Below are 21,332 nucleotides of genomic sequence, written 5' to 3' on the forward strand. Positions count from 1 at the left end.
CCCGCGGTGTTTTTTTTTTCTCTTGTCACATCACCCCCCCCCCTCCTTGGGCTTCCCCCCCCCCCCCCCCCCCCCCCCCCCCCGCTCCAGGTTCGCGTGCATGAAGGCCCGACGGACCGTCAGACCTCCACGACCACAGGGAGGATCATCGGCCTGCGCCGGTAGTTGTCCGAGACCCACTTGCCCAAGGTCCGACGGATGAGTTGCTGCAGCTGGTGGGGCTCCACGACGCCGTCCTGGGCCGACCGCTCCAGCACCTCCGTGATCCTCGGCATGACATCGCTGAAGGCCGAGTCGTCGATGCCGGAACCGCGAGCCTGGATGTGCGGACCGCCCGTGATCTTGCCGGTGGACGAGTCCACGACCAGGAAGACCGAGATGATGCCCTCATCACCGAGGATCTTGCGGTCCTTCAACGCCGGCTCGCCCACGTCACCGACCGAGAGACCGTCGACGTACACATAGCCGGCCTGGACCTTGCCGCTGATCTTCGCCTTGCCCTCGACCAGGTCGACGACCACGCCGTCCTCGGCGATGACGATCCGGTCGTGCGGGACGCCGGTCATGGCGCCCAGCTCGGCGTTGGCGCGCAGGTGGCGCCATTCCCCGTGGACCGGCATCAGGTTCTTCGGTCGGCAGATGTTGTAGAAGTACAGGAGCTCACCCGCGGACGCGTGGCCCGAGACATGCACCTTGGCGTTGCCCTTGTGGACGACGTGCGCGCCCCAGCGGGTCAGGCCGTTGATCACGCGGTAGACCGCGTTCTCGTTCCCGGGGATCAGCGACGACGCCAGGATCACCGTGTCGCCCGGAACGATGCGGATCTGGTGGTCGCGGTTGGCCATGCGGGACAGGGCTGCCATCGGTTCGCCCTGGGAGCCCGTACAGACCAGGACCACCTCGTGGTCGGGCAGGTCGTCGAGGGTCTTGACGTCCACGACCAGGCCCGGCGGGACCTTCAGATAGCCCAGGTCGCGGGCGATACCCATGTTGCGGACCATCGAGCGGCCGACGAAGGCGACCCGGCGGCCGTGCTCGTGCGCCGTGTCCAGGATCTGCTGGATGCGGTGGATGTGGCTGGCGAAGCTGGCCACGATGATCCGCTTGCGGGCGTTCGCGAAGACCGTGCGCAGGACGTTGGAGATGTCCCGCTCGGGCGCCACGAACCCGGGGACCTCGGCGTTCGTCGAGTCGGAGAGGAGGAGGTCGATGCCCTCCTCGCTCAGCCGGGCGAACGCGTGTAGATCCGTGAGACGGCCGTCCAGCGGAAGCTGGTCCATCTTGAAGTCGCCCGTGTGGACGACCATGCCGGCCGGTGTGCGGATCGCCACGGCCAGGGCGTCCGGGATCGAGTGATTGACGGCGATGAACTCGCAGTCGAACGGCCCGATGCGCTCGCGGTGTCCCTCCGTCACCTCAAGGGTGTACGGGCGGATCCGGTGTTCCTGGAGCTTGGCCTCGATGAAGGCGAGGGTCAGCTTGGAGCCGATCAGCGGGATGTCCGGCTTCTCCCTGAGGAGGTAGGGGACGGCGCCGATGTGGTCCTCGTGGCCGTGTGTGAGGACGATGCCCTCGATGTCGTCGAGACGGTCCCGGATGGACGTGAAGTCCGGCAGGATCAGGTCGATTCCGGGCTGCTCCTCCTCGGGGAAGAGCACTCCGCAGTCGACGATCAGCAGACGGCCGCCGAACTCGAAGACCGTCATGTTCCGGCCGATTTCGCCGAGACCGCCGAGTGGGGTGACCCTGAGACCGCCCGCCGGGAGCGGCGGGGGCGGGGCGAGTTCGGGATGCGGATGACTCAAAAGACTCTCCTCAACCACACACGCCACGTACCGGTGGGCACGTGGCGCGCATGACGTTCGTGCAGAAGCAGTTGTCGTGGTGGACGCAGGCACCGGTGCCTGCTTATTCAGTTGTGAAGTCTGATCGCGCGAAAGAGTTCGCGAAGTCTGGTGTTAGAGCTGTACCCCGCCCGCGGCAAGATCGATCTTGAGCTGCTCGATCTCCTCGGGCGCGAGCTCGACCATGGGCGCCCGCAGCGGTCCGGAGGGCAGTCCCTGGAGGGCGAGTGCGGCCTTGGTGGTCATGACGCCCTGGGTGCGGAACATGCCGGTGTAGACCGGGAGCAGCTTCTGGTGGATCTCGGTCGCCTTCTGGACGTCGCCGGAGACGAACGCCTCCACGAGGGCCCTCAGGTCCGGTGTCACCACATGGCCGACGACGGAGACGAAGCCGACCGCGCCCACGGAGAGCAGCGGCAGGTTCAGCATGTCGTCGCCGGAGTACCAGGCGAGGCCGGAGCGGGCGATGGCCCAGCTGGCGCGGCCGAGGTCGCCCTTGGCGTCCTTGTTGGCGACGATCCGGGGGTGCTGGGCGAGGCGGACCAGCGTCTCGGTGTTGATCGGGACACCGCTGCGGCCGGGGATGTCGTACAGCATGACGGGCAGCTCGGCGGCGTCGGCGATGGCCGTGAAGTGCCGGTACAGGCCCTCCTGCGGGGGCTTGTTGTAGTACGGCGTGACGAGCAGCAGGCCGTGCGCGCCGACCTTCTCCGCCGCGTGGGCGAGCTCGATGCTGTGGCGGGTGTCGTTGGTGCCGACACCTGCCACGACATGGGCTCGGTCGCCCACGGCCTCCAGGACGGCTCGTACGAGCTCCGATTTCTCCGCGTTGCTGGTGGTGGGGGACTCGCCGGTGGTCCCGTTGATGATCAGGCCGTCGTTGCCTGCGTCCACCAGGTGGGTGGCGAGCCGCTGAGCGCCGTCGAGGTCGAGTGCGCCGTCCGCCGTGAAGGGCGTGACCATGGCGGTGAGGACCCGCCCGAAGGGGGTCTGCGGAGTGGAGGTCGGAGCCATGGGTAACACGCTACTCGCTGCTCAGGGTGGGGTCTGCCCTCGGGGGAGGCGACAAGAGGTGACAAATGCGGAGCCCGGCACTGCCTGCTCGGGGGTTCAAGCAGTGCCGGGTCCGTTTGATCAGGCTAGATGAACTTCTCTAAATGCCGCAATACGGACACTTCGTGAGGCTGACCCGCACATCTGTGCCCCGTGGGGGAACGGGGGTGCCTTACGGCGCCATACGGCCGTTCGCATTGAAGGCCGCGTAGGTGAGCGGCATGAGCTTGGCCCACTCCGCCTCCATCTTCTCGCCGACCATCTCGATCTCCCGCTGCGGGAAGGACGGGACCTTCGCCAGCTCGTGCTGGGTGCGCAGGCCGAGGAAGTGCATCAGCGAGCGCGCGTTGCAGGTGGCGTACATCGAGGAGAACAGGCCGACGGGGAGGACCGCGCGGGCCACCTCGCGGGCGACGCCGGCGGCGAGCATCTCCTGGTAGGCCTCGTAGGCCTGACGGTAGGAGTCCTCCATGGTGCGGCCGACCAGCTCCTGCTGGGCCTGGGTGCCCTCGACGAAGACGTACTTGCCGGGGCGGCCCTGCTGGACCAGCTTGCGGGACTCACCGGGGACGTAGAAGACGGGGTCGAGCTCGCGGTAGCGACCGCTCTCCTCGTTGTACGACCAGCCGACGCGGTGGCGCATGAACTCGCGGAACACGAAGATCGGGGCGCTGACGAAGAAGGTCATCGAGTTGTGCTCGAAGGGGCTGCCGTGCCGGTCCCGCATGAGGTAGTTGATCAGGCCCTTGGAACGCTCGGGATCCTTGCCCAGCTCGTCCAGCGACTGCTCGCCGAGGGTCGAGACACGGGCGGCGAAGAGCACGTCGGCGTCGGACGCGGTGTGCTTGACGAGTTCGACGGTCACATCGCTGCGGAAGCTGGGCTTGAGGTCGTCGGCGGGGGTGTCGGTCACGGCTCGGAGGGTCCTTCCATCACTTCTCTCGGGCGGCGCCCACTCTACGGCCCGGCACTGACATCGGGGCGTTCGGTGCCGGGACGCGACAACTTTGGTGAACTTCTGCGAATTCGGGGAATCCTGGCACCTTTTGGGGCACCCGATCGTCTGTCTCAGTGAGAGTCACTCGTTCGATCCCCGAAGGGAGAAGTACCCCCGATGTTCCGTCGGCGCGAACCCGTTCCGTTCGCCTTCCTCGCCGAAGCCGACAGGTTCCGCAGCAATGTCACTCCCCCACCCCGGGAGAGGGCGTCCGTCAGTCAGATAGCGGGGCGCTGGGTCCTGGGGCTGACCATCGTCGCCGCGCTCGCGGGCTCCCTGGTCGTGGGGATGCCGGCGCTCAGTCCGGACCAGTCGGCGCAGGCACAGCAGTCCCAGGCGTCACAGGGGCGCTGACCCCGTACTGACTCCATCCGGACCCCCAAGGGTGGTGAGCGGGGACACAGGTCGATAACCTCACCGGGCACAGCCCCTGCATGGATTCAGTGAGGACCCAGCCGTGCCCCTGCCCTTCCTGACGGCCGACCGCGCATTCGAGGCGGCGGACGACGTCGCCCTGCCGTTCGACGACCGCGACCGCTGGCGGCGCCCCTACCGACCCGGCCCGTGGCGGGTGGGAGTGGCCGCGATCCTGCTGCTGCTCGCCTCGTACGTGCTGTTCGCGGCGGTCATCATCGCGCTGACCGACTCGGTGTCCGAGGCGGGTGTGGTGTTCGGCCTCGCGCTGCTCGTCATCGTCGGTGCCCTGCGGCTGCTGCGTGTCGGCGTGTGGGTGAGCGCGCACGGGCTGCGCCGGGTGGGCTTCCTGCTCACCCGCACCGCGCCCTGGGACCGGGTGGCGGCCGTACGGACGGTGCAGCAGCCGGTGCGCTGGCTCGGGCTGCCGCGCACCGTGCAGGGGCAGGCGCTGCTCCTGGTACGGAACGACCGGTCCGCGGGCGACGTACCGGTCCTGTTGACCACGCACAACGCGGACTTCCTGGCGCGTGCCGAGTCCTTCGAGAGGGCGTCGGACGCGATCGAGGCATGGGCCGGGGAGTACCGGCGGGACTGAGCTCCGGCAGCGACGCGAAGGGGCCGGTCCGCAGGTGCTGCGGACCGGCCCCTTCGGTGTACGGCGGGATGCTCAGGCCTGGACCGGTCTGCCGTCGTGGAGGGCTATCGCCCGCTGCATGGCCTTGCGCGCGCGTGGGGTGTCGCGGGCGTCGTGGTAGGCGATGGCGAGACGGAACCAGCTGCGCCAGTCGTCGGGGGCCGCCTCCGTCTCGGCCTTGCGCCGGGCGAAGACCTCGTCGGCCGAGTCGCGGTCGATACGCCCGCCGGGGGTGCGCTTCAACTCGTCGACGGGCAGGCCGCCCTGGGCGTCGAGTTCGGCGGCGAGCTGGTTGGCCTTGCGGACGAACTGGGTGTTCTTCCACAGGAACCACACGCCGATGACCGGCAGGATCAGTACGGCCAGACCGAAGGTGACGGTCAGCAGCGTGCCGGACTGGATGAGCATGACGCCGCGGCTGCCGGCCAGGACGAAGTAGAAGACCAGGACGGCGGCCGTGAGGGCGTAGGAGAGCTTGGCTCGCATGGCGGGGGTCAGCCCAGGTCCAGGAAGTTTTCCAGACCGAAGGTCAGGCCGGGTGTGGTCACCACGCGGCGGGCGCCGAGCAGGATGCCCGGCATGAAGCTGCTGTGGTGGAGGGAGTCGTGGCGGACGGTCAGGGTCTCGCCCTCGCCGCCCAGCAGGACTTCCTGGTGGGCGAGCAGGCCGCGCAGCCGGATGGCGTGCACGGGGACGCCGTCCACGCTGGCTCCGCGCGCGCCGTCCAGGGCCGTCGCCGTGGCGTCCGGCGCCGGGGCGGAACCGGCCGCGCGGCGGGCCTCGGCGATGAGCTGGGCGGTGCGCGTGGCGGTGCCGGAGGGGGCATCGACCTTGTTCGGGTGGTGCAGTTCGACGACCTCGACGGACTCGAAGTAGGGCGCGGCGATCTGCGCGAACTTCATGGTCAGGACGGCCCCGATGGAGAAGTTGGGCGCGATGAGGACGCCCGTCTCCGGGGACTTGGCCAGCCAGCCGTTCAGCTGGGCGAGGCGTTCGTCGGTCCAGCCCGTCGTCCCGACGACCGCGTGGATGCCGTGCCGTACGCAGAATTCGAGGTTGTCCATCACCGAGGCCGGCGTGGTCAGTTCGACGGCGACCTGGGCGCCGGTCTCGGCGAGCGTGTCCAGCTTGTCGCCGCGGCCGAGGGCGGCCACCAGCTCCATGTCCTCGGCGGCCTCGACGGCCCGTACCGCCTCGGAGCCGATGCGGCCCTTGGCACCGAGGACCGCCACGCGCAGCTTGCTCATCTTCTTGCTTCCCTACCGGAGTTCCGGATTTTCTCAGGTGCGGAGTTGGTTAGGCGACGGCCTCGTGCAGCCGGGACGCCTGCTTGTCCTTCAGCGGGCCGATGACCGCGAGCGAGGGCCGTCGGCCCAGGATCTCGCGGGCGACCGAGCGGACCTCGTCCGGGGTGACCGACGCGATCCTGACCAGCAGGTCGTCGACGGACATCTGCTCGCCCCAGCACAGTTCGCTCTTGCCGATGCGGTTCATCAGCGCGCCGGTGTCCTCCAGGCCGAGCACGGTGGAGCCCCGGAGCTGGCCGATGGCGCGGTCGATCTCGTCGTCCGAGAGACCGTGTTCGGCGACGTGGTCGAGTTCGTCGCGGCAGATCTTCAGCACGTCGTGCACCTGGCTCGGGCGGCAGCCCGCGTACACGCCGAAGAGGCCGCAGTCGGCGAAGCCGGAGGTGTACGAGTACACGCTGTAGGCCAGGCCGCGCTTCTCGCGGACCTCCTGGAAGAGGCGGGAGGACATGCCGCCGCCGAGGGCCGTGTTGAGCACGCCCAGCGCCCAGCGGCGCTCGTCCGTGCGGGCCAGGCCCGGCATGCCCAGGACGACGTGGGCCTGCTCGGTCTTGCGGCCGATCAGCTCGACGCGGCCGGCGGTGCGCAGGGCACGGCGGCCGTCGCGGGGCACGATGGGTGCCGCGTCCGCGTTCTTGAGGGCGCCCGCCCGCTCGAAGGCGGCACGGACCTGTCGTACGACCTTGTCGTGGTCGACGTTTCCGGCCGCGGCGACCACGAGGTGGGTCGGGTCGTAGTGCTTCTTGTAGAAGCGGCGGATGCGGTCGGCGGTCAGGGCGTTGACGGTGTCGACCGTGCCGAGGACCGGGCGGCCGAGGGGGTTGTCGCCGAACATGGTGTGCGCGAACAGGTCGTGCACACAGTCGCCCGGGTCGTCCTCGGTCATGGCGATCTCTTCGAGGATCGCGCCCCGCTCGACGTTGACGTCGTCCTCACGGATGAGGGAGCCGGTCAGCATGTCGCAGACGACGTCGATGGCCAGCGGCAGGTCGGTGTCGAGCACGCGTGCGTAGTAGCACGTGTACTCCTTGGCCGTGAAGGCGTTCATCTCGCCGCCGACGGCGTCGATGGCGGAGGAGATGTCCAGGGCGGAGCGGCGCCGGGTGCCCTTGAAGAGGAGGTGTTCCAGGTAGTGCGTGGCGCCGTTCAGCGCCGGCGTCTCGTCGCGGGAGCCGACGTGCGCCCAGATACCGAAGGTCGCGGAGCGCACGGAGGGCAGGGTCTCGGTGACGATGCGCAGGCCACCGGGGAGGGTGGTCTTGCGGACCGTGCCGATGCCGTTCTCGCCCTTGATCAGGGTTTGGGTACGGGCGACGGCCCGCGCCTCCGAGGAGATGCGGGCCGTCGTCGTGGAGCTACTCGACGTCACTGGTCGGTGTCGTCCTTCTTCTCGTCGTCGCCTTCGCCCTCGATCACGGGGATGAGGGAGAGCTTGCCGCGGGAGTCGATCTCGGCGATCTCGACCTGGACCTTGGAGCCCACGGCGAGCACGTCCTCGACGTTCTCCACGCGCTTGCCGCCGGCGAGCTTGCGGATCTGCGAGATGTGCAGCAGTCCGTCCTTGCCCGGGAGCAGCGACACGAACGCACCGAAGGTGGTGGTCTTGACGACCGTACCCAGGTAGCGCTCGCCGACCTCCGGCATGGTCGGGTTCGCGATCGCGTTGATCGTGGCGCGGGCGGCCTCGGCCTGCGAGCCGACCTGGGCACCGATGTAGATGGTGCCGTCGTCCTCGATCGTGATCTCGGCGCCGGTGTCCTCCTGGATCTGGTTGATCATCTTGCCCTTCGGGCCGATGACCTCGCCGATCTTGTCCACGGGGATCTTGACGGTGATGATCCGCGGGGCGTTGGGGGACATCTCGTCCGGCGTGTCGATCGCTTCCATCATCACGTCGAGGATGTGGAGGCGGGCGTCACGGGCCTGCTTGAGGGCCGCGGCCAGGACGGAGGCGGGGATGCCGTCCAGCTTGGTGTCGAGCTGGAGGGCGGTCACGAACTCCTTGGTGCCGGCGACCTTGAAGTCCATGTCGCCGAAGGCGTCCTCCGCACCGAGGATGTCGGTGAGGGCGACGTAGTGCGTCTCGCCGTTGATCTCCTGGGAGATCAGGCCCATGGCGATACCGGCGACGGGGGCCTTGAGGGGCACACCGGCGTTCAGCAGCGACATGGTGGAGGCGCAGACCGAGCCCATGGACGTCGAGCCGTTGGAGCCGAGGGCCTCGGACACCTGACGGATCGCGTAGGGGAACTCCTCGCGCGTCGGCAGGACCGGCACGATGGCGCGCTCGGCGAGCGCGCCGTGGCCGATCTCGCGGCGCTTCGGGGAGCCGACGCGGCCGGTCTCGCCGACGGAGTACGGCGGGAAGTTGTAGTTGTGCATGTAGCGCTTGCGGGTCACCGGGGAGAGGGTGTCCAGCATCTGCTCCATACGGAGCATGTTGAGGGTGGTGACGCCCAGGATCTGGGTCTCGCCACGCTCGAACAGCGCCGAGCCGTGCACGCGCGGGATGGCCTCGACCTCGGCGGCGAGCGTACGGATGTCCGTCAGCCCGCGCCCGTCGATGCGCTTCTTCTCCTTGATGACGCGCTCACGGACCAGGGACTTGGTCAGCGAGCGGTACGCGGCGGAGATCTCCTTCTCGCGGCCCTCGAACTCCGGCAGGAGCTTCTCGGCGGCCAGACCCTTGACGCGGTCCAGCTCGGCCTCGCGGTCCTGCTTGCCCGCGATCGTCAGCGCGGAGGTGAGCTCCGGGCGGACGGCGGCGGTGAGGGCCTCCAGGATGTCGTCCTGGTACTCGAGGAAGACCGGGAACTCGCCGGTCGGCTTGGCGGCCTTCGCGGCGAGGTCGGCCTGGGCCTTGCAGAGCACCTTGATGAAGGGCTTCGCGGCGTCCAGACCGGAGGCGACGACCTCCTCGGTCGGCGCCTCGGCGCCGCCCGCGACCAGCTGGATGGTCTTCTCGGTGGCCTCGGCCTCGACCATCATGATCGCGACATCGCCGTCCTCCAGGACGCGACCGGCGACAACCATGTCGAAGACGGCGTCCTCAAGCTCGGTGTGCGTCGGGAACGCGACCCACTGGCCGTTGATCAGCGCGACGCGGACGCCGCCGATCGGGCCGGAGAAGGGCAGACCGGCCAGCTGCGTGGACGCGGAGGCGGCGTTGATCGCCACGACGTCGTACAGGTGGTCGGGGTTGAGCGCCATGATGGTGGCGACGACCTGGATCTCGTTGCGAAGGCCCTTCTTGAAGGACGGGCGCAGCGGGCGGTCGATGAGGCGGCAGGTGAGGATGGCGTCCTCGGAGGGGCGGCCCTCACGGCGGAAGAAGCTGCCGGGGATCTTGCCGGCGGCGTACATCCGCTCCTCGACGTCCACCGTGAGGGGGAAGAAGTCGAGCTGGTCCTTGGGGTTCTTGGAGGCGGTGGTGGCCGACAGCACCATGGTGTCGTCGTCCAGGTACGCCACGGCGGAGCCGGCGGCCTGCTTGGCCAGGCGGCCCGTCTCGAAGCGGATGGTGCGGGTGCCGAAGGAGCCGTTGTCGATGACGGCCTCGGCGTAGTGGGTCTCGTTCTCCACTAGTGATTTCTCCGTTACTTTTCGTCTTTTGTCCCGATCCGCCCGTGTGGCGGGGGGACGTGAGCGGAGAAGCGCTCCGTCTGGTGCGGGCCGGTCTTCGATCGAAGCACCCGGGTTCGCATTGCCCGGGGGCCACTACCGAGGACCGGCGGCGGCGAGGTGCACTTCTCCTCGTGCGTATGACGTTGTGCTACCACACTACAAAGCGGGTGTGACACTCCGCACGTTCCGTACGTACGGCAAAGGGAGCGGCCCCCGATCGTTTCGGGAACCGCTCCCCTCACGGCGTCTTACTTGGCGCCCGCCGCACCGCGACGGATGCCGAGGCGGTCGACCAGCGCACGGAAGCGCTGGATGTCCTTCTTGGCCAGGTACTGCAGCAGGCGACGACGCTGACCGACCAGGATCAGCAGACCACGGCGGGAGTGGTGGTCGTGCTTGTGGGTCTTGAGGTGCTCGGTCAGGTCGGAGATCCGACGCGAGAGCATGGCGACCTGGACCTCGGGGGAGCCGGTGTCGCCCTCCTTCTGGCCGAACTCGGTGATGAGCTGCTTCTTCGTTGCGGCGTCGAGCGACACGCGTACTCCTCGTAGTCTGTAAAGGGCCACCGAGTGCCCCCGGTCCACATCTCGGGGGAGCTTCCGTAACTCGGAAGGCGGGATCCGCCGGCGCGGCCTCCGGGGCCTGGGCTCCGGGGGCGCGTACACAAGCGGCCACAGCACAGAGTACCAGCCTGTGGGGATGCCTCGGACCGGGGGCCGAGGGCGGTCACAGGGGGCGGCCGACGGCGCGCGTCGGGGCGCGTGCGCACATCCGCGAACCCCTGACCTGGAGGAACAGCGGCCAGTAGGGTGACCGCACAGCTCGTTGTCACAGAGCTCGTCGGCACACAGGAAGGGACCGAGCCGCGATGGCCGAGGCCGAGGACAGGGAACTCAAGGCACGCAAGGAGCGGGAGAGGGACGAGCTGTACGCCCTCGACATCTCCGGCGTCGAGTGGCAGAGCGCGCCGGGGACCGAGGAGCACGAGGAGCGGGTCGAGATCGCCTACCTCCCCGAGGGTGCGGTGGCCATGCGCTCGTCGCTCGACCCCGACACCGTGCTGCGGTACACGGAGGCCGAGTGGCGGGCGTTCGTGCTGGGGGCGCGGGACGGGGAGTTCGATCTTGAGGCGGCGCCGCACAACGGAGGGCTGGGCGCTTAGGCGTCCGCCGTTGGCCCGGGCGGGGCGGCGGGGGTCCGGTTCCGGGGTCCCGCCGCCCCGCCTGATGGTCCGGCTCCCCCTCCGTCACCGCGGTGCGCTCGGTGCCGAGTGCCAGGCGGGTCGGACTCGGCCGGTACGCGGGGCGACATCCTGTGACGCCTCCCGCGCCGACGGTCCGCCCTGACCTCGGACTGGCTGGGGGCGCAGGGAGGCGGGCCGAAGCTCGCGCTCGGGGAGTTCCTTCACCCATGTCGGGTACGGCGGGGATCAGCTCGTCATCGACCGGGCCGTGGCGTACACGTCGAAGACGGCCAGGGCCAGCGGTACCAGGGTCAGCAGGACGAAGCCCTCGGCGATCTCCAGGAAGCGTCCCCAGAACGGGGTGAGGCCGCCGCGCGAGACGATCAGGCCGATCGCCGTGACGAGCGCCGCCGCCGCGGCGATGGCCGCGACCAGCCAGATCGTCCGGATGTCGAGGTCGGTCCTGGCACCCGAGAGCGCCTCGTCGACGATCGACCGCGGCGGGTTGAGCGCCAGGCCGAGGCCCAGCAGGACGAGCGAGGCGAGCCCGGCGGCGAGGACGGGGGCGACCTGCCCGGTGTACCGGAAGAGGTGGGCGCGCATCAGCAGCGCCACGCCGGTCGCGAGGGCGAGGAGCTGGGCCCAGACGTCGGAGGAGAAGCCGAGGACGGCCGAGGCGCCGACCGCGATCAGCGCGCAGCCGCCCACCAGGCCGACGAGGAGTTCGTGGCCGCGACGGGCCCTGGCGGTGACGCGCTCGGCGTCGACCGGCTCCTGCGGGGCGGGATCGGTGTCGTACGCGCTGCGCGGGGCGGTGTCCGGGGTGTCGAAGCCGATCGGGAGCCGGGCGAAACGCATCGAGAGGCCCGGCAGGAAGGCCAGAGCGCCGACGGCGACCGGGGCGCACAGGGCGGCGGTCTCGGAGGGCGTCCAGTCGGCGAGGATCGCCGCGAAGGTGGCGAGCAGACCGATCGCGGAGGCGAAGACGAAGGCCACGAAGGGGCCGTCCCCGCTCGGGGAGCACAGGGTGAGCAGGACCGACGCCAGCAGGACGGCCGCGCAGGCGAGGAGGAACTGGAGCCTGCCGATGCCTTGTCCGGCGCTGAGCGCGAGGAGACCCGAGCCGGCCACGCCGACGTTGGGGAGGGCTCCTAGTCCCAGCGCGATGGCGGAGGCCCGGTCGTCGTAGACCCGGGCGCGTACGCACGCGAGGACGACCAGGAGGACGCCCGCGACGCCGGCGAGGACGCCGGGCAGGCTGTTCATGTCGTGCAGCGGATCGCCGGTCCAGGCCACGAAGGCGAGCAGGACGGGCAGGACGCCGCCTCCGACGAGGCCCGCGGCGCGCGTCAGATCGCCGCTCCACAGGGTGCGTTCGCTGGTCACGGCGGAGGCGACCGCGTCGGAGACGTCGTCGAAGACGGCGGGAGGCAGCGACTCGGCGAAGGGGCGCAGCGCGAGCAGTTCGCCGTCGAGGATGCGCTGGGAGGCGAAGGAGCGGGAACTGTCGAGGACCGTGCCGTCCCTGCGGACCAGGTGGTAGCCGACGGGTGCGCCCTCGGCGGGGCTCTGCTGGGAGAGCCTGAGGATCTCCGGGTAGATGTCGGCGACCGGGATGTCGTCGGGCAACGCCACGTCGATGCGGCTGTCGGGCGCGACGATCGTGACCCGGCAGAAGCCGAGCCCCGTTCCCGTACCGGAAGTCCCCGCACCGGGCCCTCCCCCGGTGGCTGCCGCGGAGGCCGTCATGCTCACCTGCTGATCCCCCTCAGTGATGATTCCGCTCAGTGCTGACTGTGTTCAGTGATGACCGTGCTCGGTGGGACTGTGCTCGCCGCTGACCGTACTCGGTGATCATTGCGCGTCCGCGGCGTGAAGGTCCTGCGCCGCTTTCCCCGCCCGCCCGGACCGGCACCGCTCAGGGCCGGCGGCCAGGGTGCCGCGGGGCCGTCGCCGGGATTCCGCACCTCGTCAGATCGCACGGAATGCCCCGGTCCCGCTGCTCAACTCGCGTGTGCTCACGCGAACATCCGGCACCCTACCGTCCCTTCGCCAGGCGTGAGGTCAGTAGGATCGCGCGGCGGCTCGCGTCCGCCTGACACGGGGCGGCGGACGGACTCTGGGCCGGCCAAGGGAATGGGTGAAAGTGAGCCACATCGTCGTGAAGCGCCCGCCTCGGGTGCTGCCGTCCGAAGTGTCCACGCAGGAGATCGTGTTGCAGCCGCCGCCCGAACTGCCGCGGGGGCACCAGGAAAGCGTGCTGATGCAACTCCTGCCGACGCTCGGCATGGGCGGCTCGGTGGTGTTCTTCTTCACGAACGGACAGCCGTTCATGAAGATCATGGGCATGATCATGATCGCGTCGACGGTCGCCATGTCCATCGCGATGGTGGTCCGCTTCCGCCGTGGCTCCCAGGGGCAGTTGGCGGACATGCGCCGCGACTACCTGAGCTATCTCGCGCAGACCCGGCGCACCGCCCTCGACACCGCGCGGGCGCAGCGGGACGCGCAGTACTTCCTGCACCCCTCCCCCGAACAGCTGTGGGCGCTGGTCGCCGAGGGCAGCCGGGTGTGGGAACGGCGCCCCGGCGACGAGGACTTCGCGCAGGTCCGGATCGGCCTCGGCGCGCAGGGCCTCGCCACCGCCCTGGTCGCCCCGGAGACCGCCCCCGTCGAGCAGTTGGAGCCGCTGACCGCGGGCGCGATGCAGCGCTTCCTCGCCGTCCACAGCACCCTGGACGACCTGCCGATGGCGGTCTCGCTACGGGCCTTCTACCACGTCACGATCAGCGGTGACCCGCGGTCCGTACGGTCCTCCGCGCGGGCCGTGGCCGGCTCGCTGGCCGCGCTGCACTCCCCCGAGGACCTGCTCATCGTGGTCGCGGCGGACCGTCAGTCCCTGCCGCACTGGGAGTGGGCCAAGTGGCTGCCGCACGTCCAGGCGCCCGGTGCGGTGGACGGCGCGGGCAGCCGGCGACTGATCGACAGCGACACCCGCGAGTTGGAGAACCTCCTCGCCACCCGGCTGACCGGCCGCCCCCGCTTCCACCCGAACGCGGCACCCCTGTCGGACGAGCCGCACATCGTCGTCGTACTCGACGGCCTCTCCCTTCCGCCGGACTCCGTCCTGGCCAACCCCGAGGGCCTGCAGGGCGTGACGGTCCTCGAAGTGGTCCCCGGCGACCTGACCGGAGGCGGCGGCGAGCTCTCCATCGTCGTCCGACCCGACGCGCTGCACCTGGAGTCGGGGCACGGAGTCGTCTACGAGGGGAGCCCCGACGCCCTCTCCCCCGAGTCCGCCGAGGCACTGGCCCGCCAACTGGCGCCGCTGCGCATGGTCTCCGGCGGGGACGACGACCAACCACTGCTCGCCAACCTGGAGTTCACCGACCTGCTGAACCTCGGCGACGCCGCCTCCGTCGACACCCAGCGCACCTGGCGGCCACGTTCCCTGGCCGAACGGCTGCGCGTGCCGATCGGGCTCGGCGAGGACGGCCGACCCGTGATGCTGGACCTCAAGGAGGCCGCGCAGGAGGGCATGGGCCCGCACGGTCTGTGCGTGGGCGCCACCGGCTCCGGCAAGTCGGAGCTGCTGCGCACCCTGGTACTGGGCCTTGCGGTGACACACTCCTCGGAGACCCTGAACTTCGTCCTCGCGGACTTCAAGGGCGGCGCCACCTTCGCGGGCATGGCGCAGATGCCACACGTGGCGGCCGTCATCACCAACCTCGCGGACGACCTGACCCTGGTCGACCGCATGGGCGACTCCATCCGCGGCGAGCTCAACCGCCGCCAGGAGATGCTGCGCGACGCGGGCAACTACGCCAACATCCACGACTACGAGAAGGCGCGGGCGGCGGGCGCGCCCCTGCAGCCGATCCCCTCCCTGGTCCTGGTGATCGACGAGTTCAGCGAACTCCTCACCGCCAAGCCCGACTTCATCGAGATGTTCGTCCAGATCGGCCGCATCGGCCGCTCGCTCGGCGTGCACCTGCTGCTGGCCTCGCAGCGCCTGGAGGAGGGGCGCCTGCGTGGTCTGGAGACCTATCTGTCGTACCGGATCGGTCTGCGTACCTTCTCCGCCGCGGAGTCCCGGGCGGCGATCGGCGTACCGGACGCCTACGAGCTGCCCAACGTGCCGGGCTCCGGCATCCTGAAGTTCGGCACGGGCGAGATGACCCGCTTCAAGGCGGCGTACGTCTCCGGCGTGTACCGCTCGGGCGCGCAGCGCTCGGCACCGGGCGGCGGCCAACTGCCGTTGGACCGACGGCCGGTGCTGTTCACGGCGGCCGAGGTGCCGGTGCAGTACGTGGCGGTGCCGCGGCAGCGTCCCGCGTCCTCGGACGCCGCCGATGTCGACGACGCCCTCGCCGACACCGTGCTCGACGTGGTCGTGCGCCGGCTGGAGGCGCAGGGGCCGGCGGCCCACCAGGTGTGGCTGCCGCCGCTGGACAGCCCGCCGTCGCTGGACTCGCTCCTGCCCGGCCTCACCGCGGTCCAGGGCCGCGGCCTCACCCAGCCGGGCTACGAGGGCGCAGGCCGCCTGGTCGTACCGCTCGGCCTGGTGGACAAGCCGTACGAACAGCGGCGCGACCCGCTCTGGATCGACTTCTCCGGCGCGGCCGGGCACATGCAGATCCTCGGCGGTCCGCAGTCCGGCAAGTCGACGCTGCTGCGCGCCCTGATCTCGTCGTTCGCGCTCACCCACACACCGCACGAAGTCCAGTTCTACGGCCTCGACTTCGGCGGTGGCGGCATGGCGGCGGTAGCCGGACTGCCGCACGTGGGCGGAGTCGCCTCGCGGCTGGACCCCGAGCGGGTGCGGCGCACGGTGGCCGAGGTGTACGGCGTCCTGACCCGCCGCGAGGAGTACTTCCGCTCCGCGGGCATCGCCTCCATCGCGGACTTCCGGGCCCGGCGGGCACGCGGCGACATCTCCGTCACGGACCAGCCCTGGGGTGACGTCTTCCTGGTCATCGACGGCTGGGGCAACTTCCGTGCGGACTACGAGGCGATGGACCAGGTGATCCACGACATCGCGGCGCGTGGTCTCGGCTATGGCATCCACCTGATCCTGACGGCCTCACGGTCCATGGAGGTCAGGGCCGCCCTCAAGGACCACCTGATGAACCGCCTGGAGCTGCGGCTCGGCGACACCATGGACTCCGAGATGGACCGCAAGGTGGCCGCGAACGTGCCGGCGGGCGTGCCGGGTCGCGGACAGGCGCCCGGGAAGCTGCACTTCATGGCGGCGGTACCGCGCATCGACGGTCTGACGTCCGACTCGGACCTGGCGGACGCCACGGCGGCGCTGGCCACCGAGGCCGCCCGGCACTGGCAGCCGCCCGGCGCACCCGAAGTCCGGCTGCTGCCCCGCGAGTTCCCGGCCGAGCAGCTGCCCCCGGGCGACCGTTTCCCGCAGCGCGGCATCGCGTTCGGCCTCGACGAGGACAACCTCGAACCCGTCTTCGTCGACTTCGAGCAGGACCCGTTCTTCCTCGTCTTCGGCGAGAGCGAGTCCGGCAAGTCCAACCTGCTGCGGCTGCTGATCAAGCAGGTGACGGAGCGGTACTCGGGCCACGAGGCCAAGCTGTTCGTCATCGACAACCGGCGCTCGCTGCTGGACGTGACGCCGGCGACCCACCTCGCCGAGTACATCCCCATGTCCAACTCCATGGACCACCACATGGCCGCCCTCGCCGACCTGATGAAGCGCCGCACACCGACGGCCGACGTGACCGCACAGCAACTCCGCGACCGGAGTTGGTGGCAGGGGCCCACGGTGTACGTCGTCATCGACGACTACGACCTCGTCTCCACGTCGAGCGGCAACCCCCTGGCCGGACTGACGGAGATGCTCCCGTTCGCGCGGGACGTCGGCGTCCGGTTCATCATCGCCCGCTCCACGGCGGGCGCGGGACGCGCGGCCTACGAGGCGTTCATGCAGCGCGTCAAGGAACTGGGTGCGCAGGGCGTCGTCCTGGCGGGTGATCCGGGCGAGGGCGATGTGCTCGGCGGGGTACGGCCACGGGCGATGCCGGCCGGGCGGGGGATCTTCGTTTCCCGGCGGCGGGGGAAGCCGTTGGTGCAGGTGGGGTTGGTGGCGGAGGAGCAGTATTGAGGTGTCGTACGCGTGCGTTTCAACAGAACGGCACCGCCCGAGGGGGCGGGTCTCACAGGGACACGGGGAGTGGTTCACGCATGGCATGGGACGAGTGGGATCTGCTGAAGTCACAGGCGGCTGAGCGTCAGTCGACCCAGATGCAGCTGAATCAGTTGGATCCTGGGGACGGCGGAGGCTACACCTCGGCGCCCAGCCAGTACGGCGATCTCAAGGCCGATCAGGGAGACCTGTCGAGCATCGGCAAGAAGGCCTTCGCCCTGTACAACGACCTGTGGGACAAGGGGCGCAGGGCCGTACCCAGCAGCGAGAAGGCCGCAGGGACGCTGTCCAAGGACGGATTCGCACTGGGCAGCGGGCTCCAGCACGTGGCGACGCGCTGGGACGAGCAGTTGTCGTCCCTCAGGGACGCGTGCGCGCACATCTCGAACCACATGACGGTCACCAAGAAGCTGCACTCGGACGACGACCACTACATCCGCCGCCAGATGAGCAGCATCGACACGTTGGACGCGGGATTCGACGAACGTGTCGGCAGCCCTGGAGAGAAGAACTCACTCTATGGCGACCCGAGCGACACGAAGGGCAAGAAGTAGTGGATCTCGACGCCCTCCGGAACGCCAACTTCAGCCTGCTCGACGACGCCGTCGACGACTGGTCGACCATGGTCAAGAACCTGGAAACGCTGAAGGAGGATGCCCAGAAGGGACTCCGCGGCGCGGCCAACAAGGCCAACTGGGCGGGAGTCAACGCCAGCGTCTCGAAGGAGTTCATCGGCAAGACAGCCGAGGAATTCACCGACGCGCACAGCCAGGCGGACTCCATTCACAAGATCCTCAGAGACACCCGGGACGAGTTCAAGAAGTACAAGGGCCAGCTCACCGACGCCATTGAGCGCGGCCGGCAGAAGAGCCTCACGGTCATCGGCTACGAGGGCGGATTCACCGTAACGACGAACGTCCCGCCGGAAGGCCGCGCCCAGCAAGACCAGGACAACAAGGGCGAGATCACCGCGCTTCGCGACGAGATCCAGAGGATCCTGGACAACGCCATCGAGAGCGACACGTCAGCGAGCACGGTACTCACGGCTGTTGCTGATCAGAGTGCGCTGGGGTTCTCGGACGCTGAGTACGACAGTCGGGACGAGGCAGCCGAAGCGATCAAACAAGCCGATGAGCTGGCCAAGCTGGCGGAGAAGAACCCCGAGGACCTGACGCCCAAGGATTTCGACCGGCTCAGCGCCGGGCTCGCGAAGTACGGCAAAGACCAATTGTTCGCCGAACGGTTCGCCACGAATCTCGGGCCTCAGAAGACCCTGGAGTTCTGGACGGGGATCACCAACCCGCACAGCAACTCTGACCTGTTCCGCAACCGCCTGGACCAACTCGACGACATACAGCGAAATCTTAGCCTCACACTCGCCAGCGCCTCGCAGAGCGACTCCGCCGCGATGACCGACTGGAAGAGCAACCTGATTGCCCTCGGCGAGAAGCGCATCGGCAGCCCGAGCGGACCCATGGGTTTCCAGGTCATGAGCAACCTCATGCGCGTCGGAGACTACGACGACGCCTTCCTGAACCAATACGGCACCGAGCTGATGGCCACCGAACGGAAGCTGACGGGCAACGGTGAGCACGAGAACCTCGCCTGGAGTTTCGGCGGGGCCGCAGGCAGCGCGCAGTATCTCAACCGCATCGGCGAGGACAGCGGAGCCGACCCGCTGACTGGCTTCCTGAAGGGGCTTTCCAACAGTCCTGACGCCGCCACGCAGTTCTTCAATCAGGAGTACGTCTCGAAGGACGATCCGAGCAACCCCTTCGAACGGGACACAGACGACGAGAACGACTACAAGGGGAGAGTTGCTCTCTCCAACTTCCAGTATCTGTTCGAGGAACGGGACTGGCCCCAGGAGGTGAACTCTCACGGGGACGACCTCTATACCGGACAGAACAATCTGGCGCTGGCACTGGAAGCGGCAACCACGGGGCATCCAGCGGGTGAGCTGCCTACAGCGGATACACCTGCGCACAACGGAGCGCAGACGAAACTCTTCGAGAGCCTCGCATCCTCCATCTCGGACGACAACGGACGGCTCACCGGTAAGAGCTACATGTCCGACAGCATCGGACAGATCACGTCGGAATACCTCCCGGACATCAATCGCGCAATGACAGATGATTCCGATGGGGACACCGACCGGCTATTCCCAGTGGCTGGATCCTCCGCCTCCCTCAACCACCGGGACGTGACGGCCCTACTCGTGTCAGTCGGACAGGATCCTGAAGGATATGCAGCCGTCGAAGTAGCAAACAAGTCCTACATGTCAAACATGATGGACTACCACATGAACCCGGACCTGGCAGCGAGCGACCGGTACTCGAACGACACGCAATTTGCTATCGAGCAACTCGCCCACGGCTCGGGCGAAATCTCAGGAACGCTCGCCATCGGACGTCAAGAGGCTATTGCTGGCCCTGCGAAGGAATCCGACGATGCATACGCTCAGTCTGTTGCTCAGTGGAAGAACGGCGTTTCAGGTGGTATCGGAACAGGTATCGGCGTTGGCGCGACCTTCATCGCAACCCCTGTGGGCGGTGCTGTGGCTGGCGGCGTAGCCAGCACCGTCAGCAGCATGGTCCTTGAGGAACTGTTCCAGAACGCAGAGGGCCATGCACAGGATGACGCCGGCTCCACAATGGGGGAGAAGTGGGAGAGCGGCCTCGAAGAGAACTCGGCATATACCGAGCGGGCTGCCGAACTCGCCGCCAAGGCGCACCATCGCACCGACCTGCAAGACGTCAGCATCGACGAGAAAGCCCGCGCAGCAACGCAGCAGGGATTCAGGGACGCGGGCACAAACGCCGAGTACATGGCACCGCACCTCAAGACCGACATCTGACACCATGCGAGAGGGACTCCTCATGTTCCGCGCCCGAATCAATCAATACGCACGAACCGCCCGAGTGTCGACCTCTGTCGCCGTAGCATTGGCCGGAACGCTGACTGTTTCTGCATGCTCAGACGGAGACGCAGAAGAAGAGAAGACCTACACAGTCCCCAGCGCTCTCTGCGGAATTCCACTGGAGCCCCGGTTCCTCGATTCTTTTCTACCGGCGGGTGATTCCATCTCGGTTGAACCCTCGGCTCCCAACGGGGGAACGAAGCGGTGTGACGTGATCGTCGACGGTGACATCGCAGTTCGGCAGATCCAGACATGGTGGAGCAAGGGTGAGAGCGCGTCCACTGTCGCCGCCGGCTACGACAAAATGGACGACGGTCAAGTGACCGACGATGATCGCTATCTCTACTCGGGCACTGGTGCCGTAGGAAAGACCGCAGCATCGTGCAGGTCTACGGACCATCCCGATCAGAGCCTGTTCGCCGTAGTCCAGGTATTCGCCCACGACCGGTCTGACTCTGGCGCGATGAAGAGGTTGATCACGGCCTACACCCGCGCTCTTGAGAAGTCCGGCGAGTGCCGCTGACCACTGGCCTTCATTCTCGACCGGGCCGCCGCTCTCAGCAGGTCAGGCGGCTCCTGATTGCCTCTTCTCCAGGTCTCCGGAGAAGTGGCAATTATTCCGAAGCTCGCCGGAAGCCACTACTGAGACCTGAATGGCCCCTGTCGAGGTTCGATGAATAGGTTGTCGCCACCCGACAGTTCCAGAGCTAGGCCCAGGGCGCGGCCGATTATGTCCTGCGGAATCCGGGTGCCAGGCACGACTCAGGGTGGGCACCTCCCGTGCGTGCCCACCCTGGTTCTGTGTACCGCGTGCTTCTACTGGAAGTAGCTGGCGCCCTTGAGGTCGCCGCCCCGGTAGTCGCCGCCGGCGGTGTGGACCCGCTGTGAGATCTGGACCAGCGCCGAGTGGATGCCCCGGGCGTGCTTGTCCCACTGCACGGACTTCTTCTGGAACTCGTCGTACGCCTCGCCGCCCCAGCCCGCCGACACGTTGAGCACGGCCTGCTTCAGGGCCTCAAGGTCTTCCTCAAGCTTCCTGGCCTGGTTGCCGAGCTCGGTGGCGAGTGCGTCCATGGTGCCGTACGTGACGGCAAGCTCCTCGTAATGGGCTCCGGACATTGTTCCCTCGTTTCCTTCGTTTCCTTGAAGAATTCAGCCGGACCTCGCGGCCCGGGCAACGGTGCGGCCGA

17 protein-coding genes are annotated in these 21,332 nt (G+C 68.5%); 7 read left to right on the forward strand and 10 right to left on the reverse strand.

Features of this window, described 5'->3' with window-relative positions; translation table 11 throughout:
• Positions 1-119: 119 nt before the first annotated feature.
• From ACZ5VD_RS25110 to thyX, 3 genes are all read right to left on the reverse strand, one after another.
• On the reverse strand, positions 120-1,805 hold the full coding sequence (locus ACZ5VD_RS25110) for a ribonuclease J (RefSeq protein ID WP_468552517.1): 1,686 nt from the start codon (positions 1,803-1,805) through the stop codon (positions 120-122).
• 153 nt (positions 1,806-1,958) lie between these two features.
• A complete protein-coding gene (gene dapA, locus ACZ5VD_RS25115; protein ID WP_468552516.1) occupies positions 1,959-2,858 on the reverse strand; it encodes a 4-hydroxy-tetrahydrodipicolinate synthase in 900 nt (299 codons plus the stop codon).
• 211 nt (positions 2,859-3,069) lie between these two features.
• A complete protein-coding gene (thyX, locus tag ACZ5VD_RS25120) occupies positions 3,070-3,810 on the reverse strand; it encodes an FAD-dependent thymidylate synthase (protein WP_468552515.1) in 741 nt (246 codons plus the stop codon).
• 201 nt (positions 3,811-4,011) lie between these two features.
• On the opposite strand from thyX, the gene ACZ5VD_RS25125 reads away from it, so the two are divergent.
• Positions 4,012-4,248: a hypothetical protein gene (locus tag ACZ5VD_RS25125; protein WP_468552514.1), complete on the forward strand. Its 237-nt coding sequence runs from the start codon at positions 4,012-4,014 to the stop codon at positions 4,246-4,248.
• A gap of 103 nt (positions 4,249-4,351) precedes the next feature.
• Positions 4,352-4,906, forward strand: coding sequence for a hypothetical protein (locus ACZ5VD_RS25130; protein WP_468552513.1), 555 nt, complete (start codon positions 4,352-4,354; stop codon positions 4,904-4,906).
• Between the two features lie 72 nt (positions 4,907-4,978).
• On the opposite strand, the gene ACZ5VD_RS25135 is transcribed toward ACZ5VD_RS25130, so the two are convergent.
• The 5 genes from ACZ5VD_RS25135 to rpsO all read right to left on the reverse strand — a co-directional run bounded on the left by ACZ5VD_RS25135 (position 4,979) and on the right by rpsO (position 10,412).
• Positions 4,979-5,431, reverse strand: a complete 453-nt coding sequence (locus tag ACZ5VD_RS25135; protein ID WP_468552512.1) for a hypothetical protein — start codon at positions 5,429-5,431, stop codon at positions 4,979-4,981.
• 8 nt (positions 5,432-5,439) lie between these two features.
• A complete protein-coding gene (gene dapB / locus ACZ5VD_RS25140) occupies positions 5,440-6,192 on the reverse strand; it encodes a 4-hydroxy-tetrahydrodipicolinate reductase (RefSeq protein WP_468552511.1) in 753 nt (250 codons plus the stop codon).
• 49 nt (positions 6,193-6,241) lie between these two features.
• Positions 6,242-7,621 carry a M16 family metallopeptidase gene (locus ACZ5VD_RS25145; RefSeq protein ID WP_468683366.1) on the reverse strand — a complete coding sequence of 460 codons (1,380 nt, stop codon included), beginning with the start codon at positions 7,619-7,621 and terminating at the stop codon, positions 6,242-6,244.
• Positions 7,618-9,834: a polyribonucleotide nucleotidyltransferase gene (locus tag ACZ5VD_RS25150; RefSeq protein ID WP_468552509.1), complete on the reverse strand. Its 2,217-nt coding sequence runs from the start codon at positions 9,832-9,834 to the stop codon at positions 7,618-7,620. The genes ACZ5VD_RS25145 and ACZ5VD_RS25150 overlap by 4 nt, the downstream gene beginning before the upstream one ends.
• 290 nt (positions 9,835-10,124) lie before the next feature.
• Positions 10,125-10,412, reverse strand: coding sequence for a 30S ribosomal protein S15 (gene rpsO, locus ACZ5VD_RS25155; RefSeq protein WP_019075416.1), 288 nt, complete (start codon positions 10,410-10,412; stop codon positions 10,125-10,127).
• A gap of 332 nt (positions 10,413-10,744) precedes the next feature.
• Here rpsO and ACZ5VD_RS25160 point away from each other — a divergent pair, with 332 nt between their 5' ends.
• Positions 10,745-11,038, forward strand: a complete 294-nt coding sequence (locus tag ACZ5VD_RS25160) for a DUF397 domain-containing protein (protein ID WP_468552508.1) — start codon at positions 10,745-10,747, stop codon at positions 11,036-11,038.
• A gap of 267 nt (positions 11,039-11,305) precedes the next feature.
• On the opposite strand, the gene eccD is transcribed toward ACZ5VD_RS25160, so the two are convergent.
• Positions 11,306-12,808, reverse strand: a complete 1,503-nt coding sequence (gene eccD, locus ACZ5VD_RS25165; protein ID WP_468552507.1) for a type VII secretion integral membrane protein EccD — start codon at positions 12,806-12,808, stop codon at positions 11,306-11,308.
• A gap of 397 nt (positions 12,809-13,205) precedes the next feature.
• On the opposite strand from eccD, the gene eccCa reads away from it, so the two are divergent.
• The 4 genes from eccCa (at position 13,206) to ACZ5VD_RS25185 (ending at position 20,665) form a co-directional block, all read left to right on the forward strand.
• Positions 13,206-17,180, forward strand: a complete 3,975-nt coding sequence (eccCa, locus tag ACZ5VD_RS25170; RefSeq protein ID WP_468683368.1) for a type VII secretion protein EccCa — start codon at positions 13,206-13,208, stop codon at positions 17,178-17,180.
• A gap of 80 nt (positions 17,181-17,260) precedes the next feature.
• The gene (locus ACZ5VD_RS25175) at positions 17,261-17,776 is read left to right on the forward strand and encodes a hypothetical protein (RefSeq protein ID WP_468683370.1); all 516 of its coding nucleotides are present in this window, start codon (positions 17,261-17,263) and stop codon (positions 17,774-17,776) included.
• Positions 17,776-20,079 carry a hypothetical protein gene (locus ACZ5VD_RS25180; protein ID WP_468683371.1) on the forward strand — a complete coding sequence of 768 codons (2,304 nt, stop codon included), beginning with the start codon at positions 17,776-17,778 and terminating at the stop codon, positions 20,077-20,079. The genes ACZ5VD_RS25175 and ACZ5VD_RS25180 overlap by 1 nt, the downstream gene beginning before the upstream one ends.
• Before the next feature lie 274 nt (positions 20,080-20,353).
• Positions 20,354-20,665: a hypothetical protein gene (locus ACZ5VD_RS25185; protein WP_468683372.1), complete on the forward strand. Its 312-nt coding sequence runs from the start codon at positions 20,354-20,356 to the stop codon at positions 20,663-20,665.
• Between the two features lie 293 nt (positions 20,666-20,958).
• Here ACZ5VD_RS25185 and ACZ5VD_RS25190 read toward each other — a convergent pair whose 3' ends face one another.
• On the reverse strand, positions 20,959-21,261 hold the full coding sequence (locus ACZ5VD_RS25190; RefSeq protein WP_468552502.1) for a WXG100 family type VII secretion target: 303 nt from the start codon (positions 21,259-21,261) through the stop codon (positions 20,959-20,961).
• Positions 21,262-21,332: the final 71 nt, after the last annotated feature.

The sequence above is a fragment of the Streptomyces sp. NPDC032822 genome, assembly GCF_055578825.1.

Coding starts and splice junctions, on each gene's coding strand:
- dapA (WP_468552516.1), bottom strand. CDS start 2,858: ATGGCTCCGACCTCCACTCCGCAGACCCCCTTCGGGCGGGTCCTCACC.
- ACZ5VD_RS25125 (WP_468552514.1), top strand. CDS start 4,012: ATGTTCCGTCGGCGCGAACCCGTTCCGTTCGCCTTCCTCGCCGAAGCC.
- ACZ5VD_RS25135 (WP_468552512.1), bottom strand. CDS start 5,431: ATGCGAGCCAAGCTCTCCTACGCCCTCACGGCCGCCGTCCTGGTCTTC.
- dapB (WP_468552511.1), bottom strand. CDS start 6,192: ATGAGCAAGCTGCGCGTGGCGGTCCTCGGTGCCAAGGGCCGCATCGGC.
- ACZ5VD_RS25160 (WP_468552508.1), top strand. CDS start 10,745: ATGGCCGAGGCCGAGGACAGGGAACTCAAGGCACGCAAGGAGCGGGAG.
- eccD (WP_468552507.1), bottom strand. CDS start 12,808: ATGACGGCCTCCGCGGCAGCCACCGGGGGAGGGCCCGGTGCGGGGACT.
- ACZ5VD_RS25175 (WP_468683370.1), top strand. CDS start 17,261: ATGGCATGGGACGAGTGGGATCTGCTGAAGTCACAGGCGGCTGAGCGT.
- ACZ5VD_RS25190 (WP_468552502.1), bottom strand. CDS start 21,261: ATGTCCGGAGCCCATTACGAGGAGCTTGCCGTCACGTACGGCACCATG.